The 23,432-nt window shown below is 68.1% G+C and carries 14 protein-coding genes; 6 read left to right on the top strand and 8 right to left on the bottom strand.

All coding sequences use genetic code 11. The annotated features are described in order from the left end of the window. Positions 1-6: 6 nt before the first annotated feature. Positions 7-339 (bottom strand): hypothetical protein, encoded by a 333-nt coding sequence (locus IPI67_16865; protein MBK7581867.1) that lies wholly within the window; start codon positions 337-339, stop codon positions 7-9. A gap of 173 nt (positions 340-512) precedes the next feature. On the opposite strand from IPI67_16865, the gene IPI67_16860 reads away from it, so the two are divergent. Both IPI67_16860 and IPI67_16855 read left to right on the top strand, forming a co-directional pair. Then, entirely contained in the window at positions 513-3,188 is a 2,676-nt protein-coding gene (locus tag IPI67_16860; GenBank protein MBK7581866.1) for a hypothetical protein, read from the top strand. Between the two features lie 1,370 nt (positions 3,189-4,558). Continuing rightward, on the top strand, positions 4,559-6,040 hold the full coding sequence (locus tag IPI67_16855; protein ID MBK7581865.1) for a PEGA domain-containing protein: 1,482 nt from the start codon (positions 4,559-4,561) through the stop codon (positions 6,038-6,040). 2 nt (positions 6,041-6,042) lie between these two features. On the opposite strand, the gene IPI67_16850 is transcribed toward IPI67_16855, so the two are convergent. Continuing rightward, the gene (locus tag IPI67_16850) at positions 6,043-7,935 is read right to left on the bottom strand and encodes a sulfatase-like hydrolase/transferase (GenBank protein MBK7581864.1); all 1,893 of its coding nucleotides are present in this window, start codon (positions 7,933-7,935) and stop codon (positions 6,043-6,045) included. A 28-nt stretch (positions 7,936-7,963) separates the two neighbouring features. Here IPI67_16850 and IPI67_16845 point away from each other — a divergent pair, with 28 nt between their 5' ends. Continuing rightward, positions 7,964-10,480 (top strand): fused MFS/spermidine synthase, encoded by a 2,517-nt coding sequence (locus tag IPI67_16845; GenBank protein ID MBK7581863.1) that lies wholly within the window; start codon positions 7,964-7,966, stop codon positions 10,478-10,480. Then, positions 10,477-12,447: a sulfatase-like hydrolase/transferase gene (locus tag IPI67_16840; protein ID MBK7581862.1), complete on the top strand. Its 1,971-nt coding sequence runs from the start codon at positions 10,477-10,479 to the stop codon at positions 12,445-12,447. The genes IPI67_16845 and IPI67_16840 overlap by 4 nt, the downstream gene beginning before the upstream one ends. Here IPI67_16840 and IPI67_16835 read toward each other — a convergent pair. From IPI67_16835 to IPI67_16825, 3 genes are read right to left on the bottom strand one after another with little or no spacing between them, the layout of a single operon-like run. Further along, on the bottom strand, positions 12,430-15,792 hold the full coding sequence (locus IPI67_16835; protein MBK7581861.1) for a fused MFS/spermidine synthase: 3,363 nt from the start codon (positions 15,790-15,792) through the stop codon (positions 12,430-12,432). The genes IPI67_16840 and IPI67_16835 overlap by 18 nt on opposite strands. Before the next feature lie 4 nt (positions 15,793-15,796). After that, on the bottom strand, positions 15,797-16,744 hold the full coding sequence (locus IPI67_16830) for a hypothetical protein (protein ID MBK7581860.1): 948 nt from the start codon (positions 16,742-16,744) through the stop codon (positions 15,797-15,799). Then, a complete protein-coding gene (locus IPI67_16825; GenBank protein ID MBK7581859.1) occupies positions 16,731-17,216 on the bottom strand; it encodes a hypothetical protein in 486 nt (161 codons plus the stop codon). Before IPI67_16825 ends, IPI67_16830 begins: the two co-directional genes overlap by 14 nt. A gap of 115 nt (positions 17,217-17,331) precedes the next feature. Here IPI67_16825 and IPI67_16820 point away from each other — a divergent pair, with 115 nt between their 5' ends. Both IPI67_16820 and IPI67_16815 read left to right on the top strand, forming a co-directional pair. After that, positions 17,332-19,137: a hypothetical protein gene (locus tag IPI67_16820; protein ID MBK7581858.1), complete on the top strand. Its 1,806-nt coding sequence runs from the start codon at positions 17,332-17,334 to the stop codon at positions 19,135-19,137. A gap of 50 nt (positions 19,138-19,187) precedes the next feature. Next, positions 19,188-21,260 carry a sulfatase-like hydrolase/transferase gene (locus IPI67_16815; GenBank protein ID MBK7581857.1) on the top strand — a complete coding sequence of 691 codons (2,073 nt, stop codon included), beginning with the start codon at positions 19,188-19,190 and terminating at the stop codon, positions 21,258-21,260. Positions 21,261-21,354: 94 nt separating this feature from the next. Here the strand turns inward: IPI67_16815 and IPI67_16810 are convergent, their stop codons facing one another. From IPI67_16810 to IPI67_16800, 3 genes are all read right to left on the bottom strand, one after another. Further along, positions 21,355-21,939, bottom strand: a complete 585-nt coding sequence (locus tag IPI67_16810; protein ID MBK7581856.1) for a type II secretion system protein — start codon at positions 21,937-21,939, stop codon at positions 21,355-21,357. Between the two features lie 124 nt (positions 21,940-22,063). Then, a complete protein-coding gene (locus tag IPI67_16805; GenBank protein ID MBK7581855.1) occupies positions 22,064-22,594 on the bottom strand; it encodes a prepilin-type N-terminal cleavage/methylation domain-containing protein in 531 nt (176 codons plus the stop codon). A 243-nt stretch (positions 22,595-22,837) separates the two neighbouring features. Beyond that, a complete protein-coding gene (locus IPI67_16800; GenBank protein MBK7581854.1) occupies positions 22,838-23,401 on the bottom strand; it encodes a prepilin-type N-terminal cleavage/methylation domain-containing protein in 564 nt (187 codons plus the stop codon). Positions 23,402-23,432: the final 31 nt, after the last annotated feature.

The raw sequence follows: 23,432 nt of genomic DNA, 5'->3' as shown, positions 1-23,432 counted from the left end.
GCCTCGTCAGGGCTTCGGCACCTTGAACACGATGCTCGGGCTGGTCGTGGTGCCGACCTGATACCAGAGCTGAAGCTCGGCCCCGACCTCAGCCGGGAGCTCGAAATGGTAGTGCCCGGTCGGATCGGTGAAGTGCCCGCGGATCTCGCCGGTGCCCAGGTTCGCCGCGAAGACCGTCGCCTCACTCTCGACGTAGCCGTCCAGCGTGACGTTTCCCTGGCGATCAGGCCCCTCCACCACGGGCTTGCTCGGTGGCGGCAGCGGCAGCGTCGGCGACAAACAGGCGGTCGCCGCGAGGGCGAACCCGCTCAGCCACAGTCGACGGGAGACCCGAGCCATTCGCCAACAGAGTAGCACGGCGTGTGCCACGGCCATCCCCGGCTATTCTCCGGTAAACCCGTCCGCGATGGCCAACTCGGTTGCCAGTCTCGGCCACCCCAGGGCGCGGCCGGTTGGGGCATGGCTGCCGCCTCGGGAAGATGCTAACCGCGGGCTCGCGTTTGCGTTCGGAGATGACGGTGGAGAGCACGCCGACGGGGCGAGAGAGCCGAGTGAGCTGGCGGTCGCTGCTGGCGCGCGTTCCCCAGCTCCCCGCGGCGCTGCTGCGGCTGTTCATGCTGGCGCGTCCGCTGCCGCTTTTTTTCGCGGTCGCCTGGCTGCTGCGCCCGAGCGTTCCTCTGGCCGCCGCGCGCGCCGAGGCCGATCGAAAAAAGGCGGTCGCTCTCGCCCTCGAAGAGCGCGGCCTGCACGCCGTAGCGGAGGAGGTCTTTTTCCTGGATCCCGAACCGGGAACCTTGGCCTCGATCCGCACCACGGTGCGAGCGCTGGTGCGCGCGCGCGCTGGCGAAGACCCGTCGGACATCTGGTTGCTCACCAGTCGCTGGTCGCCGGAGGGGCGGCTCCTGGAAATCACGGGCAGCTACGATCTGAGCGACACCTCGGCGGTCGACGAGCAGTCCCTGGTGGTGGATGGGCTGCGCGCGGCATGGGTGATTGGCAGCGACGGCAAGGCTTTCACCCTCAAGCTCGCCGATCTCAGCGGGGAGCCACGGCCGAGCGGCTGGTCGACCCTCGCCCGCTGGCAGAGCCGGATCACCAATCTGCAGGAGACCGGGCAACAGACCGGCGTGGGACAGCGCTCGTTCCGTCTCGATCCACCCGCGGAACACACGCGCCTCCACTTCGACGGCGATGGACTCTCGGCCGACGCCGACGGTCGCAAGATCCGCATCCCGACCTCCGGCGACGGGCCGATCGAGGGTGGCCACTATTTGCTCGAGCAAACGCCGGAGAAGAGCCGCCCGGGAAATCTGGTGACCTGGGCGGTCGACCGGGTCCGCGCGCTGTCGTGGTTCGGCAGTGACCGCATGCAGCTGGTGAAGGCCGTGGCGTTCGAGGGCCTCGATGCGTTTCAGCGCGTCGTCGGCAAGCTGACGGGTGACACCGGTGCTGAGCGCGTCAAGGAGGAGCTGGCCGGGCTCGAAGACGCGCCTCTCGCGCCGGAGCTACCGGATCCCGAGACGGGTTGGCCTCCCGCCCCCATGGAGCCGATGATTTCGCCGGCGCTCGACGGCGAGGGCAAGTGGCGCCCGCTCGACAAGGACCCTTTCATTCCCAGAAACGCTGGTGCACCGGCGCCCTTCGTGCAGTCTTTCATCCGCACGGATCAGAAGCGCGCGTACAACCAGACCTGGGTGCTGGTGTGGGACCCGCGACAGATCGCTCTGCACAGCATGAGCGGTACCGTCGAACCCAAGAGTGCGACCGGCGAGACCGGACCGGGTCTCGTCCCCCGCAAGCCCGAGGTGATGAGCCGACTCGTCGGCGGTTTCAACGGCGGCTTCCAGGCGACCCACGGCGAATTCGGGATGATGGCCGATGGCGTGGTGTACCTGCCACCGAAACCCTACTCGGCGACGGTCGCGGAGCTGACAGACGGCTCGACCGCATTCGGCACCTGGCCCAACGACGAGAAGGTCCCCGACAACATCGTGAGCTTCCGCCAGAACATGACGCCGCTGGTGGTGGACGGCACGGTGAACCCGTACAAACGCAACTGGTGGGGCGGCGTGCCGCCCGGCTGGACGGATGAGAGCCGCACCACTCGCAGCGCCGTGTGTGAAACCAAGGAAGGGTTCGTCGCTTACCTCTACGGGGCCAGCATCGACGCGGATCACCTCGCACTCGCCATGCAGCGTGCTCGCTGCGTCTACGGCATTCACCTCGACATGAACCCAGGCCACACCGGCTTCGAGTTCTACCGCGCTGCGCCGGCGGCAGCGCTGCCCGCAGTCGGTCGCAAGCTCGACCCGCAGTGGGAGGCGGAGGGCACCGTCAGTGGCATGGACGGCTGGCGTTTTCTCTCTCGCCGCATGCTGCGTTACATGGGCTTGATGAACTTCCCGCGTTACATCCAGCGCGAGTCCCGGGACTTCTTCTACCTCACGCTGAGGAACCTGGTGCCGGGTGACGCGCTGCCGGCGCGGGTGACTCCTGCGGAGCCCGGAGAGGGCGAATGGAAGGTCAAGGGGTTACCCCAACACGGTTGGCCCTACGCCCTCGCCACCACCTGGCTCCGAGCCGAGCCCGCCCGGGCCGACACCAAGATCACGTTGTTGAAGGTCGACGCCGCGGCGGTGAGGCTGGCTGCCCGCGACGACAAGGAGCCGAAGGTCGTCGTGTCCTTCCCGGCCCCACCCGCCCTGGGGCCCGCGCTCTGGCTTGGCAGTCGAGGATTTGCCATCGGCCCAACCAGCCCCGATCCATCCGGAGTCGCGCTGGCACGCGGCGCCTCGAGTCCCGAGACCACGAGCTTGGCGGCGCTCGGCGTCGACCGCGCCGGGATGCTGCTCTACGCCGAGGTCTCCACCGCACGAGACGCGGCGCGCGACGGCAAGCTGCTCGAGACGTTGCTCCACGACCTCGGAGTCGAGACCAAGCTCTACTTATCGAAGCCCCTCGCGCTGTCGCTCGGAGGCGACCGTGACCTGGGCGGCCGCGCGCTCGAACCGAGCCCCGGCGCGCTCGCACTGGTGCGCCGGCTCACCCCCGGGGTCACCCGGATCTTCCCCGATACGCCCGTGGTCCCTGTCAACGTCTGGTACCCGCTCCAGGCCAAGCGGGTGCGCTATTTCCCGAAGCCCAAGAAAGAAGCCCCCGAGGCCGGCGGCGCCGAACCAACCGAGTGAGCCGTCGGCTCGAGCCGGAGTCGCAGTTCTTGTGAAATTCCGTGCGGGTTTGTGCGAGACTTGCCCCTCGGAGACCCGTTGCCCCAGGCGATTTTCGGCCAGTTCGAGCTCATTCATCGCATCAGCGTCGGCGGGATGGCGGAGGTCTTCCTGGCGCGGCACATGCGCACGAACGAGCTGGTCGCGCTCAAGCGCATCTTGCCCAACGTCTCGGAAGACGAGGAGTTCATCGAGCTCTTCCACGACGAGGCTCGGATCGCGACGCAGCTCGACCACCCCAACATCGCGCGCACCATCGACGCGGGCCAGGTCGACCACAGCCACTACATGGCGCTGGAGTTCGTCAACGGGCAGCCGCTCCGAACCCTGTCGGACCGCGCCGCCGCCAAGAACTGGTCGCTCCCGCCCGAGGTCGCGATCTACATCCTGACCGAGGTCTGCGCTGGCCTGACCTACGCCCACGATCGCCACGACGCTCGGGGGCGCCCGCTCAACATCGTGCACCGCGACGTGAGCCCGCAGAACATCCTCGTCTCCTACGACGGCCGGGTGAAGCTGATCGACTTCGGCATCGCCAAGGCGGCCGGCAAGATCACCCGTACCCAGGCCGGCGCCATCAAGGGAAAGTTCGGCTACATGGCGCCGGAGCAGGTCGCCGGAAAAGAGGTGGACCGACGGGCGGACATCTTTGCCCTGGGGATCTGCCTGTGGGAGGCGCTGACCGGAAAGCGCCTGTACGACGGCCCCAACGAGATCCTCGTGATGAACCGGATCCGGACCGATTCGGTCTCCCCGCCGTCCCGAGAGAACCCTCGGCTGCCCCGGGGCGTCGACGGCATCGTCCTCAAGGCGCTCGCCAAGGACCCAAACCAGCGGTACGCTACCGCGTCGGAATTAGAAGCAGATTTGCATGCGCTCGCCCGAACGCTACCCGCGGCCGGGGACCGAGCACGACTGGCCCACTTGATGGGACAGCTGTTCCCCACGGAGGCAGCCCAAGCCGCCTCCGGTCCGCAGGAGATGATCGGGATGAGCGAAAAAGGCGGATCTGATCTGGACGTATTCGACGGCCTGGCGAAAAAGTCGGGCCGGCCGGGGCCGCCCTCACAGGCGCCCGCTCCTCGGTCGTTGCCCGCGCCAACGCCACCGCCGGGACTCAAGAAGACCCTGCTCGGGTTGCCCCCACTCCCCCGCCCCCGCAGTCGAACAAGGGGCTGCCCCCGCCGAGCCTGCGGAGCGGCGCACCGCTCCCGCCGCCCAGTCGCGCGGGCGCGCTGCCACCGCCAGCCGTTCCTCCACCCACCTCCAAGCCGTCCATGCCCGGGCCGTTGCCGCCCAAGCCCCCGCCTGCCGGTGCGGCTCCGGTCGACATGGATTGGGACGACGAGGACGAAAAGACGGCGGTGTTCGACAAGGACCCGAACGAAGCTCCGTCGCAAGCGCTGCTCAAGAGCGGACCGCCCGTGCCCGCCGCCGGGGGTCCCGCCGCGTCGGCACGCATGGGCGCGGCCGCCGCGCTGATGGGCAGCTCCGGCGGAGCCGCGGCTCCGAGCTTCCCGAGCCCAGGCATGCCGGGCCCGCCGAGCATCCCAAGCGCTGCGATGTCAGGGCCGATGTCGGGGCCGATGTCGGGCCCCATGTCGGGAATGCCCGGTCAAATGATGCACACGCCCGGGCCGATGCCCGTGGCGCAGGCACAGGTGCCACCCGTCGTCCCGGCGCCGTATGTCGCCCCGCCGACCGCCGCCGGCGGCGCCGTTCGCATGATCTTGCTCGCAGTCGCGGGCTTGCTCGTCGTCGGCGTCGTGGCCGCAATCGTGGTGTTCTTCATCCCACGCAAAGGCACCCTCGTCGTGACCGTGGCCGGTCCAGGCAACAAGAGCGTCGATGCACTGCAGGTCTTCGTGGACGGCAACAAACGCTGCGACACCTCGCCGTGCCGCGTCGTCGAGCTCGCCTCCGGCACCCACATGGTGAAGGTCACGGCCGCGGGTTACCAGGCCACCGCCGAGCAGGGCGTCAAGGTGTCGACCGGGGAAGACGCAGTGCTGAATGTCACGCTCTCTCGGGCGAGCGAAGGCACCGGCATCAAGGTCTCGGCCGACACCATCGGCGCGGTCAAGCTGCACGTCGACTCCAAAGAGATCGGGCCGCTCCCGCAAGAGCTCCGCGACATGACCGCGGGTGAGCACGTGATCAAGATCTCCGGCGAGCGCTACGAGTCGTGGGAGAAACGCATCAACGTCGACGAGGGGCAGATCCAGAGCATCGAGCCCAAGCTCAAGGTCGTGAAAGGCCTGGCCACCATCAAAGGGGGCAGCGGCGCCGACGGCGCTCGAGTGCTGTTGGTCAGTGGCAGTGAACGCCGCCCGATCCCCAAGCTGCCGATCAAGATCGACATCGCCACGGACAAACCGTGGAGCATCGTCGCGACCAAGGCGGGCTTCGAGGACTTCAAGAAAGACATCACCTTTCAGGATGGAAAGGCTGAAGAGACCTTCGTCATCGACCTGTTCGAGAAGGGCAAACAGCCGAAGCCCGAGACGCCCACCGCGACCGGTGGCCAGACCGCGGTTGGCGGCACCGCCAAACCGGAGGTCGGCAAGCCGCTCCCCGGCGTCCCCGACAAGCCGGTCGCGGCGGCCGGCACGGGCACGCTGAACATCAACAGCATCCCCGTCTCGAACGTGATCCTCGACGGGCGCCCGATGGGCTCCACCCCGAAGGTCGGGCTGAGTGTGCCCGCCGGTCCGCACAGCGTGGTGTTCATTCACCCGGAGCACGGCCGCAAGGCCCGCTCCGTGAACGTGCCGGTCGGCGGCTCTGCGACCGCTGCCGTGCGCTTCCCCTGAGGCTACGGCGCCGGGCTTCTCAAGAGCTTGGTGGCGAGCGCCTGCGCGAGCACCCGCTCGGCGTCGTCGGGCACCTGTCCGAGCGCGCGGTCGTCCAGATCCGTCGCGCTCACGATGGGCAGCCGGGGTGAGTTATCGAAGTGGAGCTTCAGGCCGGAGCCCACGGCGACGAAGCGCCGACTCGAGAACGCCCCCGTGATGCCCATGGCCGAGACCGCGACCTCGGCCTCGGGGCGGCGCTCGAGTAACGAGCGACCGTTCATGAACGGACCCGGCACTCCCGACAGCCCCATGTGGGCAAACCAGGTCGGGAAGACGTCGGCATGCGAGCTGACCTCGGCGGCCAGGGGTCCGACGCCGCAGAACATCGACGCAACTCGGATCTGCTCCTCCTCGAGGCCCATGCCGTGGCCGAAGCTGCCGTGCTCCCAGAAGGCCTCACCGTGGTCGCCGACGATCACCACCAGCGTCGACGCCCAGCGGTTCTTGGCCTTGAGCTCCGCGACCAACTCCGAGAGCTGCGCGTCCACCCAGCCGACCGCGTTCAGGTAGCGATTCTTCACCAGCTGCGCTCGCTCCTTGGCGCGCGCAGCGACCTCGGCGTCCTCGATGAAACCGTCGCGGAGCCCCAGCGCGAGGGTGCCGGAGGGCACGTGTTTCTCGTACTCGGGTGGGTAGGCGTAGTCGTAGTGCGTCGAGTCGAGCACCAGGTAGTCGAAGCGCGGCCCCGTCCCCTCACCCAGCGAGCCGAGGTAGTGCTGAACGACGGCGCGATCCATCTGCTCCGACGGCCCATCCGCTGGCACGAAGCTCTGGTCCACCCCGCCGGCAAACACGACCTCGAACACGTCGTCGTAGGTCCGGAGGTTGTTCGCGAAATGCGTGAACACGCGGTAACCGAGCCGCTTCAGCACCACGAGCGGCAGCGCTGTGGCGCGCTGTTTTCGCGCCGCCGGGTACTGGAATCCGTTGAGCCCGCTGACCAGCCCGAAGACCGCGCTGCCCGTGTTGTTGCCGGTTGCGTAGTGGCGCTGAGGGGTGTGGCACTCCTTGCCGAGCGCCACCAAGCCCGGCATGAGCTCCGGGACGACCATGTCACCGCGCAGCGACTCGACGTGCACAATCAACAGATCAGGCCGTGTGCGGGCGCTGAGCGATGCCGTCCCGAGCGCTGCCCGCGCCCGACCGAGCTCGGCGAACACCGCCGCGTCCAGCTCACCACCAAAACCTCGCTCACTCAGCTCCGCTCCGCGCGCGTCGGCGTTCGAGGCAAACGGCAGCGCTCGCGCCAGGCGCGCCGCTTCGACGTGATCCTCGTCCCACAACCGCTCGCGCAAGAGGCCACCGAGCAAGCCCAACACCAGCGTGAAGCCCGAGATCGCCCGGGCGAGCTGCTCGCTGCGCGAGCCGGCTCCGAAGCGCGACAGCGCCGCGTGAGCCAAAGCCGCCAAGAGACCGAGCACGCAGAGCGCAAGCAGCGCGGCGAGCAGATCCGGCAAGCCGACGGCGATCGACTTCGAGCGCACGGCCTGCCAGCCGAGATGCAGCGCCGCCGCGTCGATGTGGCGCTTGAACAGCTGAAAATGTAGCAGGTCGAGCAGGGTGAAACCCAAGACCAACGCCGCCGCAACACCCGTGCGGACGTGCGCGCCGAGAGCCGCGTCCGGTCGTGTGGTGGCGAGCCGCGCGGCGATCACCACCGCAGCGCACGCCAAGAAGTACGCAACCAGCACCAGCACTACCCGCGGCGCCGACGCGTGCGCTCCGCTCTGCCGAAAGTGAAGCGTGGCCGCGAACAGGCCGGTCCCAAACGCCAGGCCGAGCGTCGCGAGCAAGGTGGGCGGTCGGACTAGCGGGTTTCGCAGCGAGCTCGACATGATCCGACGCTTTCGCATGCTACTCTACCGCGAGCGAGCGTCCGAAATGGCGCGCTCTCACGGCTCAAACTTGCAATACTCCGGCAGCGTGACTCCGCCCCGACCGCGCCGGCTGCTCGAGCTGGGGGTACCCCTGGTGTTGTTCGCGATATCGGGCGCAACGGCGCTGATCGCGCAGCTGTGTTTCTCGCGCTACCTCTCCTACGTCGTGGGTGCGACCGCCTACGCGGTGAGCTCGGTACTCGCAGCCTTCATGGCGGGACTCGCGCTCGGCGCCCAGCTGTCCGGGCGCTGGGCTCGACACGTACAGCGCCCCCTGGTCGCCTACGGTTTGCTCGAGCTGGCTGTCGCCGCGGGCATTGCGCTGGCCCCGCAAGCCTTCACCGCGATCACGCCGTTCTACGTTGGCCTGGTGCGAGCGCACCCCGAGTCCGTGCTGCTGGTCACGTCAGTGCGCTGGTTGCTCGCGTTCCTGGTCGTGCTGGTTCCGACCACTGCCATGGGCGCGACGCTGCCGCTCTTGTCTCGCCTGCTCGGCTCCGAGAACGCCCGAGACGAACACGAGAGCCGCCACCGCGAGCGCTGGCTCGGCGCCCTGTACGCCGCCAACACCTTCGGCGGTGCGCTCGGTGCGCTCGGTGCAGCCTACGTCGCGCTGCCGAAGCTGGGACTGGCAAGAACTCTCTCGTACGCCGCCGTCGCGGGCGCGAGCGTCGGAGTCATAGCGCTGCTCGCGGGCTCCCGCATGCGCGCCTCGCCCCCTCGGACCGCCGCGTCGCCCGACACGGATGACTCGCCAGGTCGCGACGCACCGCCGGCCGCTGAAGACGCGCCGGCTCGCGTCGCCGTGCCCGCCGAACCGGCACCCCCTCGGACCGCGGGGGTGCTGTACGCGCTCGCGCTCTTCTCGGGTCTGGTGGTGCTCGGCGCCGAGGTCGTGTTTACCCACTTGCTCGCGCTGATCATCGGCAACAGCGCCTACGCCTTCGGCTTGATCCTCGCGATCTTCCTGACCTGCCTGGGCTTCGGCGCCGCGCTCGCGCCGATGGCCCATCGACGCCTCGGCGTGCTCGCTCCGGCCTTTGCGCTCGCGCTCGCGGGGTTCGCCCTCGGCGTGACGCTGCATCGGTGGGACGGACTGCCGCTGTTGTTCGGTGAAAAGAGCCTCGACTACCGCTCCTTCGAGGCCCGCGAGGCGTTCCGCGGCGCGGTGGCGTTTGGCATCCTGGTGGTCCCCACCACCGCGATGGGGCTCACCTTCCCGCTGCTCTTGCAGCGCATCGCGGCCCTCGGCAACGTCAGCCAGCTGGCGGGCAGGCTGACCGCCGTCAACACCGTCGGCGCCGTGCTCGGCTCGTTGGTCGCGGGCTTCGTCGTCCTGCCGCGCCTGGGCTCCCAGGGCAGCCTGATCGCGGTGGCCCTCGCGCTCAGCGCCGCGGCCGTGCTCTGGGCCTTCGTCCACCGGCGCACGGCGGCGTCCCCGCGCAAGCTATGGGTCGTGTTTGCCTTTGGTGTCGCGGCGACGCTGGCTTCGTTCGCCACTCCGCGCTGGGATCTCTCGAAGCTCACCGCGGGCACCAACGTGTATTTTGGCGGCGTGCGCCCGGTCGAGGGCGTCGTGTTCATCGCCGAGGACGTGCAGGGCGGCGTCACGACGGTGACCAAGACCGGCCCGGTGTACACGCTCTACACCAACGGCAAATTCCAGGGGAACAACGCCTATGAAATGGCTGCCCAGCGCTATTTCTCGCTCTATCCGCTGCTGTTTGCCCGACGAACGGACCAGGCGCTGGTGATCGGGCTCGGCACCGCGCACTCGCTGGGCACCCTCGCCGAATTTCCCTTCCGGCAGCTGACCGCGGTGGAAATCTCGCCGGCCATCGCCACCGCGGCGGGCAGATATTTCCGCGACGTGAACCGGGGGGTGCTCGAAGACCCGCGGGTTCGCCTCGTGCTCGACGACGGACGTCATCACCTGATGGTCGACACTCAGCGCTACGACGTCATCGGCATGGAGCTGTCGAGCATCTGGTTCGCCGGCGCTTCTTCGCTCTACTCGCGTGATTTTTACCACATCGTGCGGGAGCACCTGGCCCCCGGCGGCGTGTTCCAGCAGTGGATCCAGCTGCACCACATGACCCGCGCCGATGCCGGCAGCATCCTCGCGACCCTCCGCGCCGAGTTCCCCCACGTGGCGCTGTTCAACGGCGGCGGCCAGGGCATCCTGGTTGCGTCCCTCGAGCCGCTGGTCAGCTCCAGGAGCCGCATCCAAGCCCTGCGCCGCGATCCGCGCGTCGAGGCCACCTGGCCTGCGGAGCGGACCCACGAAGAGATCCTGGCCGACTGCCTGCTGACGGGGAACGGCCTCGATCGTTTCATCGCTTCGATGGCCACGCGCTCCGGGACGACTCCCGCCGCCCTCATCAGCAACGACGACAACGTGCGGCTCGAGTTCGCGACGCCGCGGGGCAACGTCCTGCCGTGGAACGCGACGGACACCTTGCTCGCCGACATGCGCGAGTTCCGCGACCCTGCCGAGATCGAGGCGCTGCTCGGGCCATGAGCTCCGGCCCCGACGCCCCCCCTACCTCCGCGGGCACGACACCCAGCGTCGCGATGCGACTGACGACGCTGTGCCTGACCGCGTGGGGCTACGCGGCGCTGTCGTTTGGACTGCTCGGCAAACGAACCTACGAGCAGATCCTCGGGCTCGACCTCGCGCCCCCCAGCGGCGACGAGCGCTGGCTGATCCCTCTCACCATCGTCGGCGTGAGTGTGTCGTTCATGCTGCCGGGGTTCGTGACCGCTGCTGCGCTCTTTGCCGTTCGGCGCTCGAGAGCTGCGCTGGTGTGCGCCGCGCTGCTCGGCGGTCTGGGCGCCGCCGCCGTGACGGTGGATCTCGCCATCTACGCGGAGTTCGGGCGACACCTGAGCGACGTGCTCCGCTTCCTGGCCCTGCCCAGCGGGCGGGTGGCGGGAGGCGACAGCGGGCGCTGGGCGCTCAAGACGGCGCTCCTGACCTTCGGGTCCATCGGACTGACCGCGCTCGGGCTCGCCGGATTCGGCCGCTTGGTGCTGCGGGCTCTCGGAGGTTTCACGCCCGGGTTTCGCGCCGCGACCGCCGCGCTCTGCGTATCGGTCACCCTCGGGGTTGCCGTCGCCCCACCCGTGCTGGCCGGAGCCTGGCGTCACTCCTTGCTGCTCGAGCGGCTGTTCGCTGCACTGCCGTTCGATCTGCGTCGACACGATGCTGCTGCGAGCCAGCTCTCCGATCCCGCCCTCGCGGCTCTCGAACAGGCGCTGAGCGACGAGTACCGCACGGCGTTCGCCCGCCTCTTCGTCGAGCGCCAGAGCGACGCGAAGCTGGCCCCAGGGCCGCGCCCCAACGTGATCGTGATCGTCATCGAGAGCTGGCGCTACGACGCGCTCACGCCGGCGCTCATGCCGCGTCTGAGTGCGTGGGCCGCCCGCGGGCTGCGGCTCGAGCGCCACTACGCCGGGTCGATGTACTCCGAGGCCGGCCTGTTCGCCCTGCTCTACGGCCGCTCCGCCCTCGAATATCACGCGACCCTGGACCAGAAGTTACGACCCGAGCTCAATCAACTGCTCGCCCGCGCGGGCTACTCATCAGGGTACTTCTCGGGTCAGCCGCTCAGCTGGATGCGCCAAGAAGAGTTCGTCAACGCTTCCACCTTCGACCGTTTTGCCCATGACGACCACGGCGACTGGGTCGGGTGGGACCGGCGCGCCCTCGGCAGCCTGGTCGACGCGGCCAACACGGCGCCGAGCCCCGTCTTCTTCCTGAGCTTCCTGATGAGCTCGCACTTCGAATACCAGTACCCCAAAGAGTACGAGACCCACCTCCCGGCCGACACCGAGGTCCGCTTCGGCACACCGATGGCGTCGCTGGGCGAGGCCGCCGCCGTGCCGCTGATGAATCGTTACAAGAACAGCATGGGGTTTCTGGACGCGCTGATCGCGGACAGCCTCGATCGCCTGGCAGCGGACAAGAACCTGATCGTCGTCACCGGCGACCACGGCGAGAGCATCTTCGACGATCGCCGTTTCGGTCACGGCTACTCGTTCGCCGAGATCGTTGCCCGGACTCCAGCGTTCATCGTCGGTCCAGGAGTCCGGCCGCGTCGCGTCGAGACCCCCACCCTGCACACGGACCTCTTGCCGACCATCGGGCACGTGCTCGGCGGCCCCGCCGCCAAGCCCGAGCTCTTCGGCGGCCCCCTTCCGGAGCTCGAGCGCTTCGGCGGGCGCGACCTGCTCGCTGACCGTGCGCCCCGAACGGCTCAGCTCCTCGCCCACACGGCCTGGGACGGCAACGTCGCCGACGTGCTCTTGATCTCCGGCAACGACCGCTTGCGCCTCGAGCTCGATCTCAGAAAACCCCGAGTGCGCTTGAAGGGCTTCGAGGACGAGCTGGGGCGCCTGCTCCCCGACAGAAGCGCCAATGCCGAGCTCGCGTCGCGGCTGCGTCTAGATTTTGCGGCGGAGCTCCGCTCACTCTCGGGTGGCTGAGTCGGGCGCGGCCATGCGTGCCCCCGCGGCGTCTTTGCCCGAATCCGCAGGCGTCGCGTCTGCGAAGCCCGCACCGGCATCGGGCGAGTCCGCATCGGGCGCCGCTGCATCCTCGACGATCGGCGCAATCACCCCGGCATCGTCCCGGGGCTCGCTCGGAGGAGTCGGGACCAGTGGCGGCGGCAAGATCAGACCGGCCGAGATGTTCCCGAGGGACGCGCTCACCCACTCGGCGACGTCCACCCGAGCCCGCGCGGCCCACGGATGGCCGGCCTTTTCCAGGCACTCGGCCCGTGCGGCCAAGAACCCGAGCTGCCACCACGGTAGCTCCAGGTTCGCGCCCAGCGCCTGCACACACAGCGCCGAGTCGCCGGAGACGAACGCCAGTCGCTGCCCCAGAATGAGCCGCTGCTCGTCCTGGTTGTAGACCGCCAGCGGGCTTTCGATCAGCACCCGAGCGGCCGTCGCCGACAGATCCACCCGCCCTCCGATGATGTGCGGCAGAAGCTCGACGGCTTGATGTGCCGTGTCACACAGGGGCAGCGCCGTCGTCCGCAGATCGACGAGCGCCTTCAGCACCTCGTCGAGCGCCTCGACCTGTCGGCGTTTGCCGGCCAGATAACGAGCGCGCACCACGTGTTCCTCGGCCCGGTAACCCTCCAGACCGAGCTCGCTGGCCAAGACGAGCGCCCGCTCGTCCTTGTTCTGCGCGAGGACCTGCGCCAGCACGTATTTTTCCACGACGTCGTGCGGCGCGACGTCCCGCTGAGAAAACCAGGCGCGACCGGCGGTCTCGTAGTCTCCGGCGCAGCCGGCCGCGAACGCGTCTGCCCGCGCGCGCACCGTCGGATCGGAATACGGCAGATCCGGCGCGCGGCCCGAGCCGATGATGAGCCAGGCGCGCGCACGCTGCTCTTCGACGCGACGCCAGTCCACCTTGCCACGCACCTCCGGCTTCGCGAGCCCACGCGACTGCGTGAGGGTCGTGAGCTCGACGGAGATGTCCGCACCACCCGACCCGACCTGACGCGCGAACGCATACTCGAGCACGTTGTTGTCGTCGGTGTTGATCGGCGGCGAGGTCGACTCGGCGATGGCTCGCGTCAAGGCGTCCCCCGCGAGGAAGTGCGACAGGACACCCTCGGCATCCGCGATCAGTCCGGCCCGCGGCAAGATGGTGCGGTAGGGCTCGAGCTGAACGCGGCGACGCAGCTCATCGACGTCGTAGACTCGCGGCTGCATGCCCGCCAGCAACAGGAAATCGCCGCCTTGGGTCTGCCACGCCTCGACGAACGGGAAGACGGTTCTGAGAGTCCCGAGCACGATGCGCACGGTCTCGGTGTCGACCTCGTAACCCTGGACCCACTGCGCGAACATGCCGTTCGGGTTCAAACGGCGCGCCACCACCTGGTAAAACTCGCGTGTGAAGAGCGACGCAACGCCCGCGCGGTAGGGATTGCTGGGTTCACTCGCGACAAAATCGTACTTGCGCTCGTTGGTCAGCAGGAACTCGCGCCCGTCACCGAGAAACAGGTGCACGTTCGGTTGGTCGAGCACCTTCTGGTTCGCCGCGGCCGACGCCCGGGCGACCTCGACGATCGCCGGCTCGAGCTCCGCGACGTCGACGCGCTCCATGCCCGGTACACTCGAGAGCCAGCCAGACGTCATGCCCGTGCCGAGCCCGAGCACGAACGCGGACTTCATCTCGGGGTGCAAGAGCGCCGGCAAGATCCCGAGCAATGCCTGCGTGCCCCGGTCCCCGAATACGGAGCCGTCCGATTTTCCGCTGACCAGAAAGGTGATGCCGTTGCCGGTGGCCACACCCAGGCTGCTCTCGACGCCGTCCTTCTCCCAGAGCATGCGCAGCTGCATGCGGTTGCTCCAGTCGCGCAGGCCGTTCTTGTCGTAACCGCCGAGTGAGACGCGTCCGGCGCCGATCGGAGTGTGTCGGCTCACCGCGGTCGGGCCCCGGGCCGTGAGCATGGCTGCGGCAAGTCCCGCAGAGAGGACCGCGGGCAGCGCGACCAACAGGCGTTTCTTGGCAGCGGTCCTGGCCTCGATCACCAACAAGACCAGGCACAAACCCAGCAAGACAGCGGCGACCAGCTTCCAGCATCCGGTTGCGCCGAGCCGCGGGAGCAGCACGAACCCAACCAGGAGCGCGCCGACGATGGAACCCGCGGTGTTGAACGCGTAGGTCAACCCCACCTGACGAGCCACCTGCGTGCGACCGGTGCCCAGCAGGGCAAAGAGCACCGGGAACTGGTAGCCGGCGACGATCGCCGCCGGCAGCACGACAATCACCGTGACCATGACCCAGGTCACGACCAGAGCGGCGAACCCGAGGCTCGCCATCGGCCGCGTGTAGACCGCGAAATATCCGACACCATCCCCGAGCGCGAACGGGAAGATCACACATGCGGCCTCGAGCGCCACGGTGAACGCCAAGAGCGAGAGGGTGGCGGGTTCCGTCTCCCGGCGTCGTGTGTAGACGAAGCTGCCGATGCCGATGCCCGCGAGCGCCACGGCAAGGATGAGCCCGAACGTGAAGCTCGAGCCGCCGAGGATCGGGCCCAGCATGCGGTACCACACGATCTCGAGGCCCAAGAAGGCAAAACCAACCACCGCGGCGACCAGGTAGACGACGCGCGTAGGACGAGCCGACGGTTCCGCGGTGCCATCGGCGTCCGGCGCGCCGCTGGTCTCCTCGCTCGCGGGCACCCTCGGCAGCTCGGCGCCCGCGCGCCGCGCCAGCATCGCAACCAGCGCGTTCAAGAGCGCGGCCACCCACAACGACAGTCGCATGCCGAACAGCTCGAACAGCACGAACGTGCCGAGCAGCGCACCGAGCACCGCGCCCGCGGTGTTGGCAGCGTAGAGCCGCGCGAGCTTGCCGCGCGCGAGATCTTCGTCACGCTCGACCGCCCGCGCCGCCGCCGGCAGGGTGCCTCCCATCAACACCACCGAAGGCCCCAGCACGAGCGCGGCCAGCACCACCCGGAGCACCGTGGCCACTCCGGTGCCGAGCGCGGAGCTACCCCCCATGGACCAGTAGACGCGGGCCACGATGTCGACGAGGAACGGCGTCACCGCTGCAGACATCGCCACGCCAAGCTCGAGGTTTCCGTACAGGAGGAGCGGCCGATCGGTCGCCTCGGCGCGCTTGCCGAGCCAGGCCCCGCCCAGGCCCAGGCCGCCGAGAAAGATCGCGAGCACCGCCGACGAGGCGGCGGTCGAAGCGCCGAACACGAGACGCAGCATTCGCTCCCAAGCGGTCTGATAGATCAGCGCCGCCATCCCGGAGCCGAACAGGAAGACTGCGACCCTTGGCGTGACGGGTTTCATGACCTCACCGTCGATCGATCCCTTCGCCCCACGACCGCCAGCTGGCATTGCAGTCGCCACCGCGACCACTGCTCTGCCCCGCGCAGCGGGCAACGTCGAGCGGGGGGCCCGCGACGAGCAGCGCGTCCTTGCCGAGGTAGGACAGATCCGAGAACCACACGTTGTTGAAGCGCTCGACTCGCCACTGGACCTCGTCGCGCGCCTGCTCGCCTGCGGTCTTCTGCAAATAGCTCCGGGCCAGCGCCCGAACCTCCTCGTCGTCGACGACCGTCAGTACCCGCTCCAGGAATTGCACCGTCGCCTCCCGCTCGCCGGCTTTCGACAGGATCGTGGCGGCGGTAATGCAGTGGTACGGCAGGTTTTCATTACTCCCCACCAGCTCGCACGCCCGAGCCAGGCGCCGCGCACCCTCGAGGCGCCACTCCTGCTTCATTTCGGCGTCCTTGAAGTTCGTTGGCGCGAGGTAGGCCATGAACTGCCCTGCTTGCGACCAGAGCTCCGCGTCGAGGGGTCGCTCTTTCATGCCCCGCTCGAGGATCGTGCGCGCGCGCACGTAGTCCGCCTCGCGTGGATTCACCGCGCCGAGGGTCAGGAGAGTGTCCGCGTAGCGATACGGTCCGCGAAAGGTCGGATCGAGCTCGTTGATGGTCTCCAGGTAGTTCCCGACGAACTCGAAGCGGCGCTTCTCTTGGACGTGAATGCCGTACGACACGAGCACCTGGGAGAAGAGCAGATCGGCGAGGGCCGAGCGAAAACCCAGACTGAGCGCGACCGTCTGCTCGGGGCTCGGCAGCGCATAGATGTCGGTCCCGGTCTTCAGCTCGTGAAACTGCTGGGCCAGGTTCGGCCGCGTCTTTTCGATCACCGCTGCACAGAGCAGCATCAGCGCCATTGCGATCAGCGCGCCCCGCAGCCGCCCCGCGCGACCCGGGCGGTCTTCACTCGATTTCACGATACATGTCCATGGCCGAGACCGTCGGCTCGCCGCCAGCGCGCGACGCGCCCGAGATGCTGAACTCGCTGGTGCTGCCATCCCCGTCGAGGTCGCCGAGGGCCCGGGCGTAGAAGCTGGATTGCTCGGTGCTGCCGCCGCTCTCGAAGGCGAAGCTGAACGAGTGCGGCACCGTGAAGCCGAAATCCAGGAGCCTCCAGGTTGGATGCTCCCAGGTTCCAGGCGGGTCGGTGACCCGCGTGCCCGCCGGTACCAGGGCGGGGGTCAGGCTCACACTCTCCGGGTATGCGGAAGCTGCCGGGCGGGCCGCAGCCATGGCCGTGGCTCGCGTGGCGATGCGATTGAGCCCGTCGATGGGCTCGACCAACTTGGATGCGTGCAGGTTCCTCACGAACGCGGGCAGCGCCGTTGCGAGGACCGACGCGGCCACCGCGACCGCAACCGCAGCTTCGACGGGGGTGAGCGAACGCACGCCCCGTTAGCCTTCTACGTTCGAACAAAAGACACAAGCCGCCTGCGGGAAAAACGCCCCGCCTCGGCGCCGCCCTCACGTTGACGCGGCGGCTGAATGGGACTGTCCTTGCGCTGTGCTGAGCGCGGTTCCCGAGCCTGACGCCGCCCGGGGCGCCACTCGGGCCGAGACCATCGCCGAGTGGATCGGCCGCGTGGGACTCCTGGGCGCGCTCGCGGTCCAGGCCTTCAAGCGGCTCGCCGACCCCGATCTGCCGTGGCACCTGGCGCTCGGCCGTTACATCGCGAGCCAGAGAAAAATCCCGAGCATCGACCCGTTGGCGTTCACCCACCGACCCGTGCAGTACATCGAGTTTCTGAGTGACCTCGGGTTCTATGGATTGATGCGCGTCGGGGGGCCCCTCCTGCTCCAGCTGTTCGGCGCGGTGTTGCTGGCGCTGCTCGCGCTCCTGCTGCTGGCACGCTGCCGAGGCGCCGGACCGATCGCGCTCGTGGTCGTTGCGCTCGCGCTCGCCGCCATCGGCGACTGGATCTTGGTGCGACCCGCGACGTTGTCGTTCGTGCTCCTTGCCTTCACGCTCTGGGTGCTCGACGCCCATCGCCGTGAGCCAGACCGCAAGAGAACCCGGGTATGGCTCATGCTGCTCGTCCCGCTCTTCGGTCTCTGGGTCAACCTGCACGGCTTCGCCGTGCTGGGCCTGGTTCTGCTCGTATTTCACGCAGGCTACCGCGGGGCATGCCGCCTGACCCGCGGCCGCCTCCCGCGCTTGTTCCCGAAACAAGACGGGGGTGACGCCGGTCGGACTCTGATCGTCGCGAGCCTGTGCGTCGCGGCCTCCGGCGCCAACGTCGCCGGCTATCAATTGCTCACTGCGCCGCTCCGGGTCGGAGGAGACTTCTCGCGCATCGGCGAGTGGCAGCGCACGAGCCTGGAATTTCTGGCCCGTCACGAGCTCGGGATGCTCGCCTTCGGCGTCGTTGTTGCGCTGGCGCTGGCGTTCGGGCGTGAGCCGAACGAGAGCCGGGTGCCCCCCGCCTACGAGCTCGGGCTCCTGGCCGTGGCGGTGTTCTTGGGTCTGAGTGCACTCCGCATGCTCCCGGTGGCAGTGATCATCGCCGCGCCCATCGTGGCCCGACGCCTGGCTGCGCTCGCGCCGGTCACCCCCAGCTTGCACTGGCTCTCGGGCCTATCCCTGACGGTCGTCGGCCCGATCTTGCTGGTGCAAAATCCCACCAGCTTCGGCCGAGGCTTCGAGCCTGCACATTTTCCGGAGGCCGCAGTGAGCTTCATCGAACGCGAGCACCCCGCCGGCCGCATGTGGAACTATCTCGACTTCGGCGGCTACTTGAGCTGGAGATTGTATCCGGAGCACCTGGTCATGATCGACGGGCGCAGCAGCTGGGTTCACGCGCCGGCGCTGGTCGATCAGTTCCACGCGAGCCTGCGAGACGATGCCGCGTTCGAGAGTTTGGTCAGCGAATACACCCTGGAGTGGGCCATCGTGCGCGCGAAACCCAACGAACCCTTCGGCGCGCCCATCGCCAAGTCCCCCGCGTGGACGCTGGTGTATCTCGACGGCATGAGCGCCGTGTACGTGAGAAAGGCCGGCCCCAACGCGGCGCTGGCTGCCCGCGGTTATCGGCTGCTCCGACACCTGACCGCTCCCCAGATGGCACTCGAAGCGGTGCTTCGCGGCCAGCTCGCGCCGAGTGATCTCGACCACGACGCGCAGCTGGCCATCGAGCAGTCGCCCGATGACCCCCGCGCGTGGTTCTTCGAAGCCGCCGCCGCCATCAGCACCGGTGACACTGCGCGGCTCGGCCGCGCTCGTGCGCAGCTCACGCGTTTGGTGCCCGGTCATCCCCTGATCGCGGTCTTCGACGCAGCCGCGGCGGGAGTTCGGGCGGGGAGCAGCCGGTGACCGAGACCCCCGCCTCCGAGCCGGAGCCGAGAGCCCAAGGCATCGGACCCTTGGCACTGACCCTGCGCGACAGCGCAACGCGCGGTGTGCTGCTCGTGCTCTCGGTCGCGGCCGTCGAGACGTTCGTCCGCACCGTCACCTTCGCCGCTCACTTCCCGGATCTCGGCGCGGCGGCGCTCGAGCTCGCCACACGTACGGCTCGGCTCTTGGTCCTGGCGCCTGCCGTCACCGGCCTCGACCTGGCGCTGACCGCGGCCAGCCGCGCGCGCGCCTTGGGTGAACCGCTCACGCGCCGCGCCACGTTCACCCTCCAGGTGCTGCATGCACCGGCTGCCGTCGTGCGAGCCGCGCTGCTCTACGCCGTCAGCACGCTCGCGCTCACGAAGACGCTGGCCCTCGACTATCAGCTGCGCTGGCACGCCGGCGCGCTGTTCGCACTCGGGGCGTTGCCAGTCTGGGCAGCTCTCGAGCTCGGCTTCGCCAAGCTGCGCGGCAAGTCGTTGGCGAAACGGCCGAACCTCGCCGGCGGCCTGCTCTGGCTGGTGTTGCTCGGCGTGGCAGCCTCGAGCCTCACGTCGGCAGCGGACGCGCCGGTCTTGGGACCGGCGCTCGCGCTGGTCGCGATGACGCTATTCGGCCGCGGCCCCCTGCGCGTCCCGCCCTGGCGAGGTCGCGTGCTCGGCCTGATCGCCAGTCTCGCGCTCGTGGGACTCTGGCTCGACTCGACCCACGCCGCGCTGCGCCGGTTTGCTTCTGCCCGCGCGCCCTTCAGCGCCCTCGCCCTGCGCGGTCTGCAGGAGCTCACGGACTTCGACGGCGACGGCAGCTCCGGGCCGTTCGGGCTCGACTGCGACGATCTCGATCCAACCCGCAGTCCCGCCTTCGTCGACCTCCCCGACGACGGCAGCGATCAAAACTGCACGGGCAAGGACGGGAACCTCCAGCTGACGACGGCGACGCTCGGCCCCACCAGCCCGCGCGCTCAGCGCTCGGACCGCGCCGCTCCGAAGGACAGACCCGCAGTGATTCTCTTGACGGTGGACGGCCTCAGAGGCGACTGGTTCGAGGACGGCTCGGCGCTGCCCCAGACCCGCCGCTTCGTCGAGCGCTGCCACCGTTTCACCAACGCCCACGCGAACGCCAACTCGACCGGGGAGTCCCTGCTCTCGCTGCACACCGGAATGAGCGCACGGCACGTGCAAGACGGCGACGCATGGCGGGTCGCGCTCGCAGATCCCAAGAACAAGTTGCTCTCGACGCCGCCGACCCTGGCCTCGTTGCTCGACGGGGCGGGCTACTCGACCCTCGTGGTCTTTCCGCCGTTTCACCTGCACAATTTCGCCTTCCTCACCGGCTACGCGCGGGGCGGAACCTTGCCCAACACCGGCGACGGTTCGTTCCCCTCCCTCTCGGTCAGCCTGGAGCGAGCCCGAGCGCAGATGCGCGAGACCCCGACCAGCGAACCGCTGCACCTCAGAATTCACCTGATGGACCTGCATGTGCCGTATCGCGGCGGCGAGGGACAGAGCGGTTACCTGCGCACCGCGCGGGACATGGATGCCGAGCTGCTCGCCTTCCTGCAAGAGCTGCCGGAAAGTGCGCTCATCGTGCTCACCGCGGACCACGGCGAGGCCTTCGGGGAGCACGGCACGACGAACCACGGGCACAGCCTGTTCGAGGAGGAGCTGCACGTGCCGCTGGTGCTGTGCGCGCCGCCCGGCTTCGACCTCGGCCCGCCACGAGCCATCGACACCCTCGTGGGCTTGGTCGACGTGCTGCCGACCCTGATGGATCTCCTGGGCCTGCCTCACGCCTATCCGTGGCACGGCCAGAGTCTGGTCGACCACCTGCGTTCAGGGCGTCCGCTGCCGCGGCCGTGGGTCTTCGCCGAGCGCTGGTCGAGCGAACGGCGCACCCAGACGCTCCTCACAGGTTGCCAGAAGTGGATCGAAGACCTCGACGCCGGTTGGCGGGCTCGCTTCGATCTGTGCGCCGATCCCCACGAGACGCGTGATCTCGGTACACCGGGCAGTGAAGCAACTGGCCAGCTGCTGGGCAGCGTCGTGGACACCGAGCTGGACGCCATCCGCTCCTGGCGAGTCGGTCGCACCTCGACGCAGTGAGGAAAGCGAAACGCGAGTCGGAAAGCCAGGTCCACAAAAAGCAAAGTGCCCGCGGACGAAACGTCCGCGGGCACGCTGCAGCGTCAGGAGAAGCTCATTCCTCCGGATCGACTTCCTGGATGTTCGGCGCGACGTTCACTTCGAGACCACCGGCCGTACCGGACTGCACCTTGCCGGCCATGGTGAAGGTCGACAGCGTGCCGTCGCCGTTCAGGTTGCCGTTGGCAACGGCGTTGAACCAACCGGTAGTGTCACCCGCGCCGTTCGAGGCGTAGGTGTACATGTAGTACTGCGGGTCGGTCATCGTGAACTTCAGGCAGGCGAAGCCCGTGTGAAGTTTGGCTGAATCCACCGACCACTCGGCCGGGCTCGACTGATACTTCTGGCCCTTGATCGAGGCAGAAGACGCTGGGATGGTCGCCGAGGCCTTGTCGCACAGCTTGTTGCTGATGTTGGCCACGGAGCCCAAACCCAGGACCGCGCCGGCCATACCTTCACGGGCGTACGCGCTCGCAGAGTCCTTCGACATCTGGCCCAGTGAGTTGCGCGCTTCTGCCGTCTTGGCGTTGGCGATGTACTTACGGACGCCGTAGATTGCGAGCGCGGCGAGCACGCCCACGATCGCAACGACGATCATGAGCTCGACGAGCGTAAAGCCTCTTTGCAGTTTCTTTTTCATGGTTGCTCCTTGTCTTCGTGAATCGGGTGGACGGGCCATTCCTCCGCGCCCGGCCACCCGCCGCGCGCGCACGGTTACAGAAGGTGCCCGGTTCCTGAGAACGGTCGGGCGCGATCGATTTGAATCACTCGCTGTCGTTTTCCGCGTAGATTTCCTGCGTGAAACTCGAGCCGACGAACATCGAGTACTTGCTGTCCTGGTTGAGATCACCGACAGCCTTGACCACGAACCACGGCTCGCCCGTGGCTGGCCAGTTGAAGACCTTCGTCGTGCCCATGGCGGGGGGCGTGTCGCTCGGCCCGCCAGATTTCGTGACGTAGCCGTACTGGACGGGGTTGGGCGTGGAGACCCCGAAGAACAACCACTTCTGGTAGTCGCCGTGGCCCGTGTTCACCCAGTGGCGTTTCGCGTTGTTCGGGTTGTCCGGGTAATAACTGCTGAGCGAGGTGGACACGTCGTAGTAGGCGTTGAACTCCTCGCGCCAGGCCTCCTGCGCCGTCTTGATCTGGCCAATCATGTAGATGGGCTCGACGGCCTTGCTCGCGAACACGTATTTGCGCACGCCGTACACCGCGAGGGTCGCCAGCGCCGCGACGATGGCCACCACGACCATCAGCTCGACGAGGGTGAAACCTCTTGGTGAACGCCCACGCATCTGCGGTTGCTTAGTGCAGCAACCATACCAGCAGTGCTCCGGCGGGGTTGTTCGCGGCATTTCAGCAATCCTCCCATGCCTGAGGCTCAGGCGGCTAAATCGAAGTGACGATTCTCGTCAGTCGTGCGCGCGAGACTGCCAATGTTCGACAGGTGACAGGGTAGCGTGCGCACTTACATATGCCCCGGAACACCCCGGCGAACGCACAGCGGCTGCGCGAGGGAAATCCCCGCCCGCCCCGCGTCACTCGCCCTCGTGTTCCTTGAACAGCTCGCCGTTCAGGCTCGACGCGACGTAGTACGACTTCACGCCGTTTTCGTCGGTATCCCCCATCCCCTGGATCACATACCAGGGCTCGATGGTTGCGGCGATCACCGGCCAGGTGGGTTTGTCGACGGTCACCGGTACCGCCATCGCGGTGAACGGTCGCCCGGATTTCGTCACGTAGGCGAACTGCACCGGTCCCGACACAGTGGGGTTCAGTAACTGCCACTTCGCGTAGTTATTTCCGGTGACCTGTTGCCAGTCGTAGAGGGTCCGGCCGGGCGTCGTGGTCGGGTACCAGGCGGTCATGTTCGTCGAAACGTCGATGTATCCCCCGGTCTCCGCGCGCCAGCGTTCCTGGGCCACTCGGATGCTCTGGACCATGCCAATGGCCTCGACCGAGCGGGAGTGGAAGATCCAACGCCGGAACATCACGATGCCGACGGTCGCCAATACACCCACCATCACGACGACAATCATCAGCTCCACCAAGCTGAAGCCGCGGCCGCGTCGCGGTGTGGTCTTACGTCCTACCCGCCGCATGATCGATCCAGTGTACAGATGCACGGTGCGT

The organism is Myxococcales bacterium, from assembly GCA_016706225.1.
In the GTDB taxonomy this organism is placed as follows: Bacteria; Myxococcota_A; Polyangia; order Polyangiales; family Polyangiaceae; genus JADJKB01.
Note: the sequence above shows the minus strand (reverse complement) of the source record. Positions and strands in the feature narration are given on the sequence as shown.

Excerpts from the sequence above, each read along its gene's own strand:
- IPI67_16805 (MBK7581855.1), bottom strand. The coding sequence starts at position 22,594 with ATGCGTGGGCGTTCACCAAGAGGTTTCACCCTCGTCGAGCTGATGGTC.
- IPI67_16855 (MBK7581865.1), top strand. The coding sequence starts at position 4,559 with ATGGATTGGGACGACGAGGACGAAAAGACGGCGGTGTTCGACAAGGAC.
- IPI67_16860 (MBK7581866.1), top strand. The coding sequence starts at position 513 with ATGACGGTGGAGAGCACGCCGACGGGGCGAGAGAGCCGAGTGAGCTGG.
- IPI67_16865 (MBK7581867.1), bottom strand. The coding sequence starts at position 339 with ATGGCTCGGGTCTCCCGTCGACTGTGGCTGAGCGGGTTCGCCCTCGCG.
- IPI67_16850 (MBK7581864.1), bottom strand. The coding sequence starts at position 7,935 with ATGCGAAAGCGTCGGATCATGTCGAGCTCGCTGCGAAACCCGCTAGTC.
- IPI67_16810 (MBK7581856.1), bottom strand. The coding sequence starts at position 21,939 with ATGAAAAAGAAACTGCAAAGAGGCTTTACGCTCGTCGAGCTCATGATC.
- IPI67_16835 (MBK7581861.1), bottom strand. The coding sequence starts at position 15,792 with ATGAAACCCGTCACGCCAAGGGTCGCAGTCTTCCTGTTCGGCTCCGGG.
- IPI67_16840 (MBK7581862.1), top strand. The coding sequence starts at position 10,477 with ATGAGCTCCGGCCCCGACGCCCCCCCTACCTCCGCGGGCACGACACCC.
- IPI67_16845 (MBK7581863.1), top strand. The coding sequence starts at position 7,964 with ATGGCGCGCTCTCACGGCTCAAACTTGCAATACTCCGGCAGCGTGACT.
- IPI67_16800 (MBK7581854.1), bottom strand. The coding sequence starts at position 23,401 with ATGCGGCGGGTAGGACGTAAGACCACACCGCGACGCGGCCGCGGCTTC.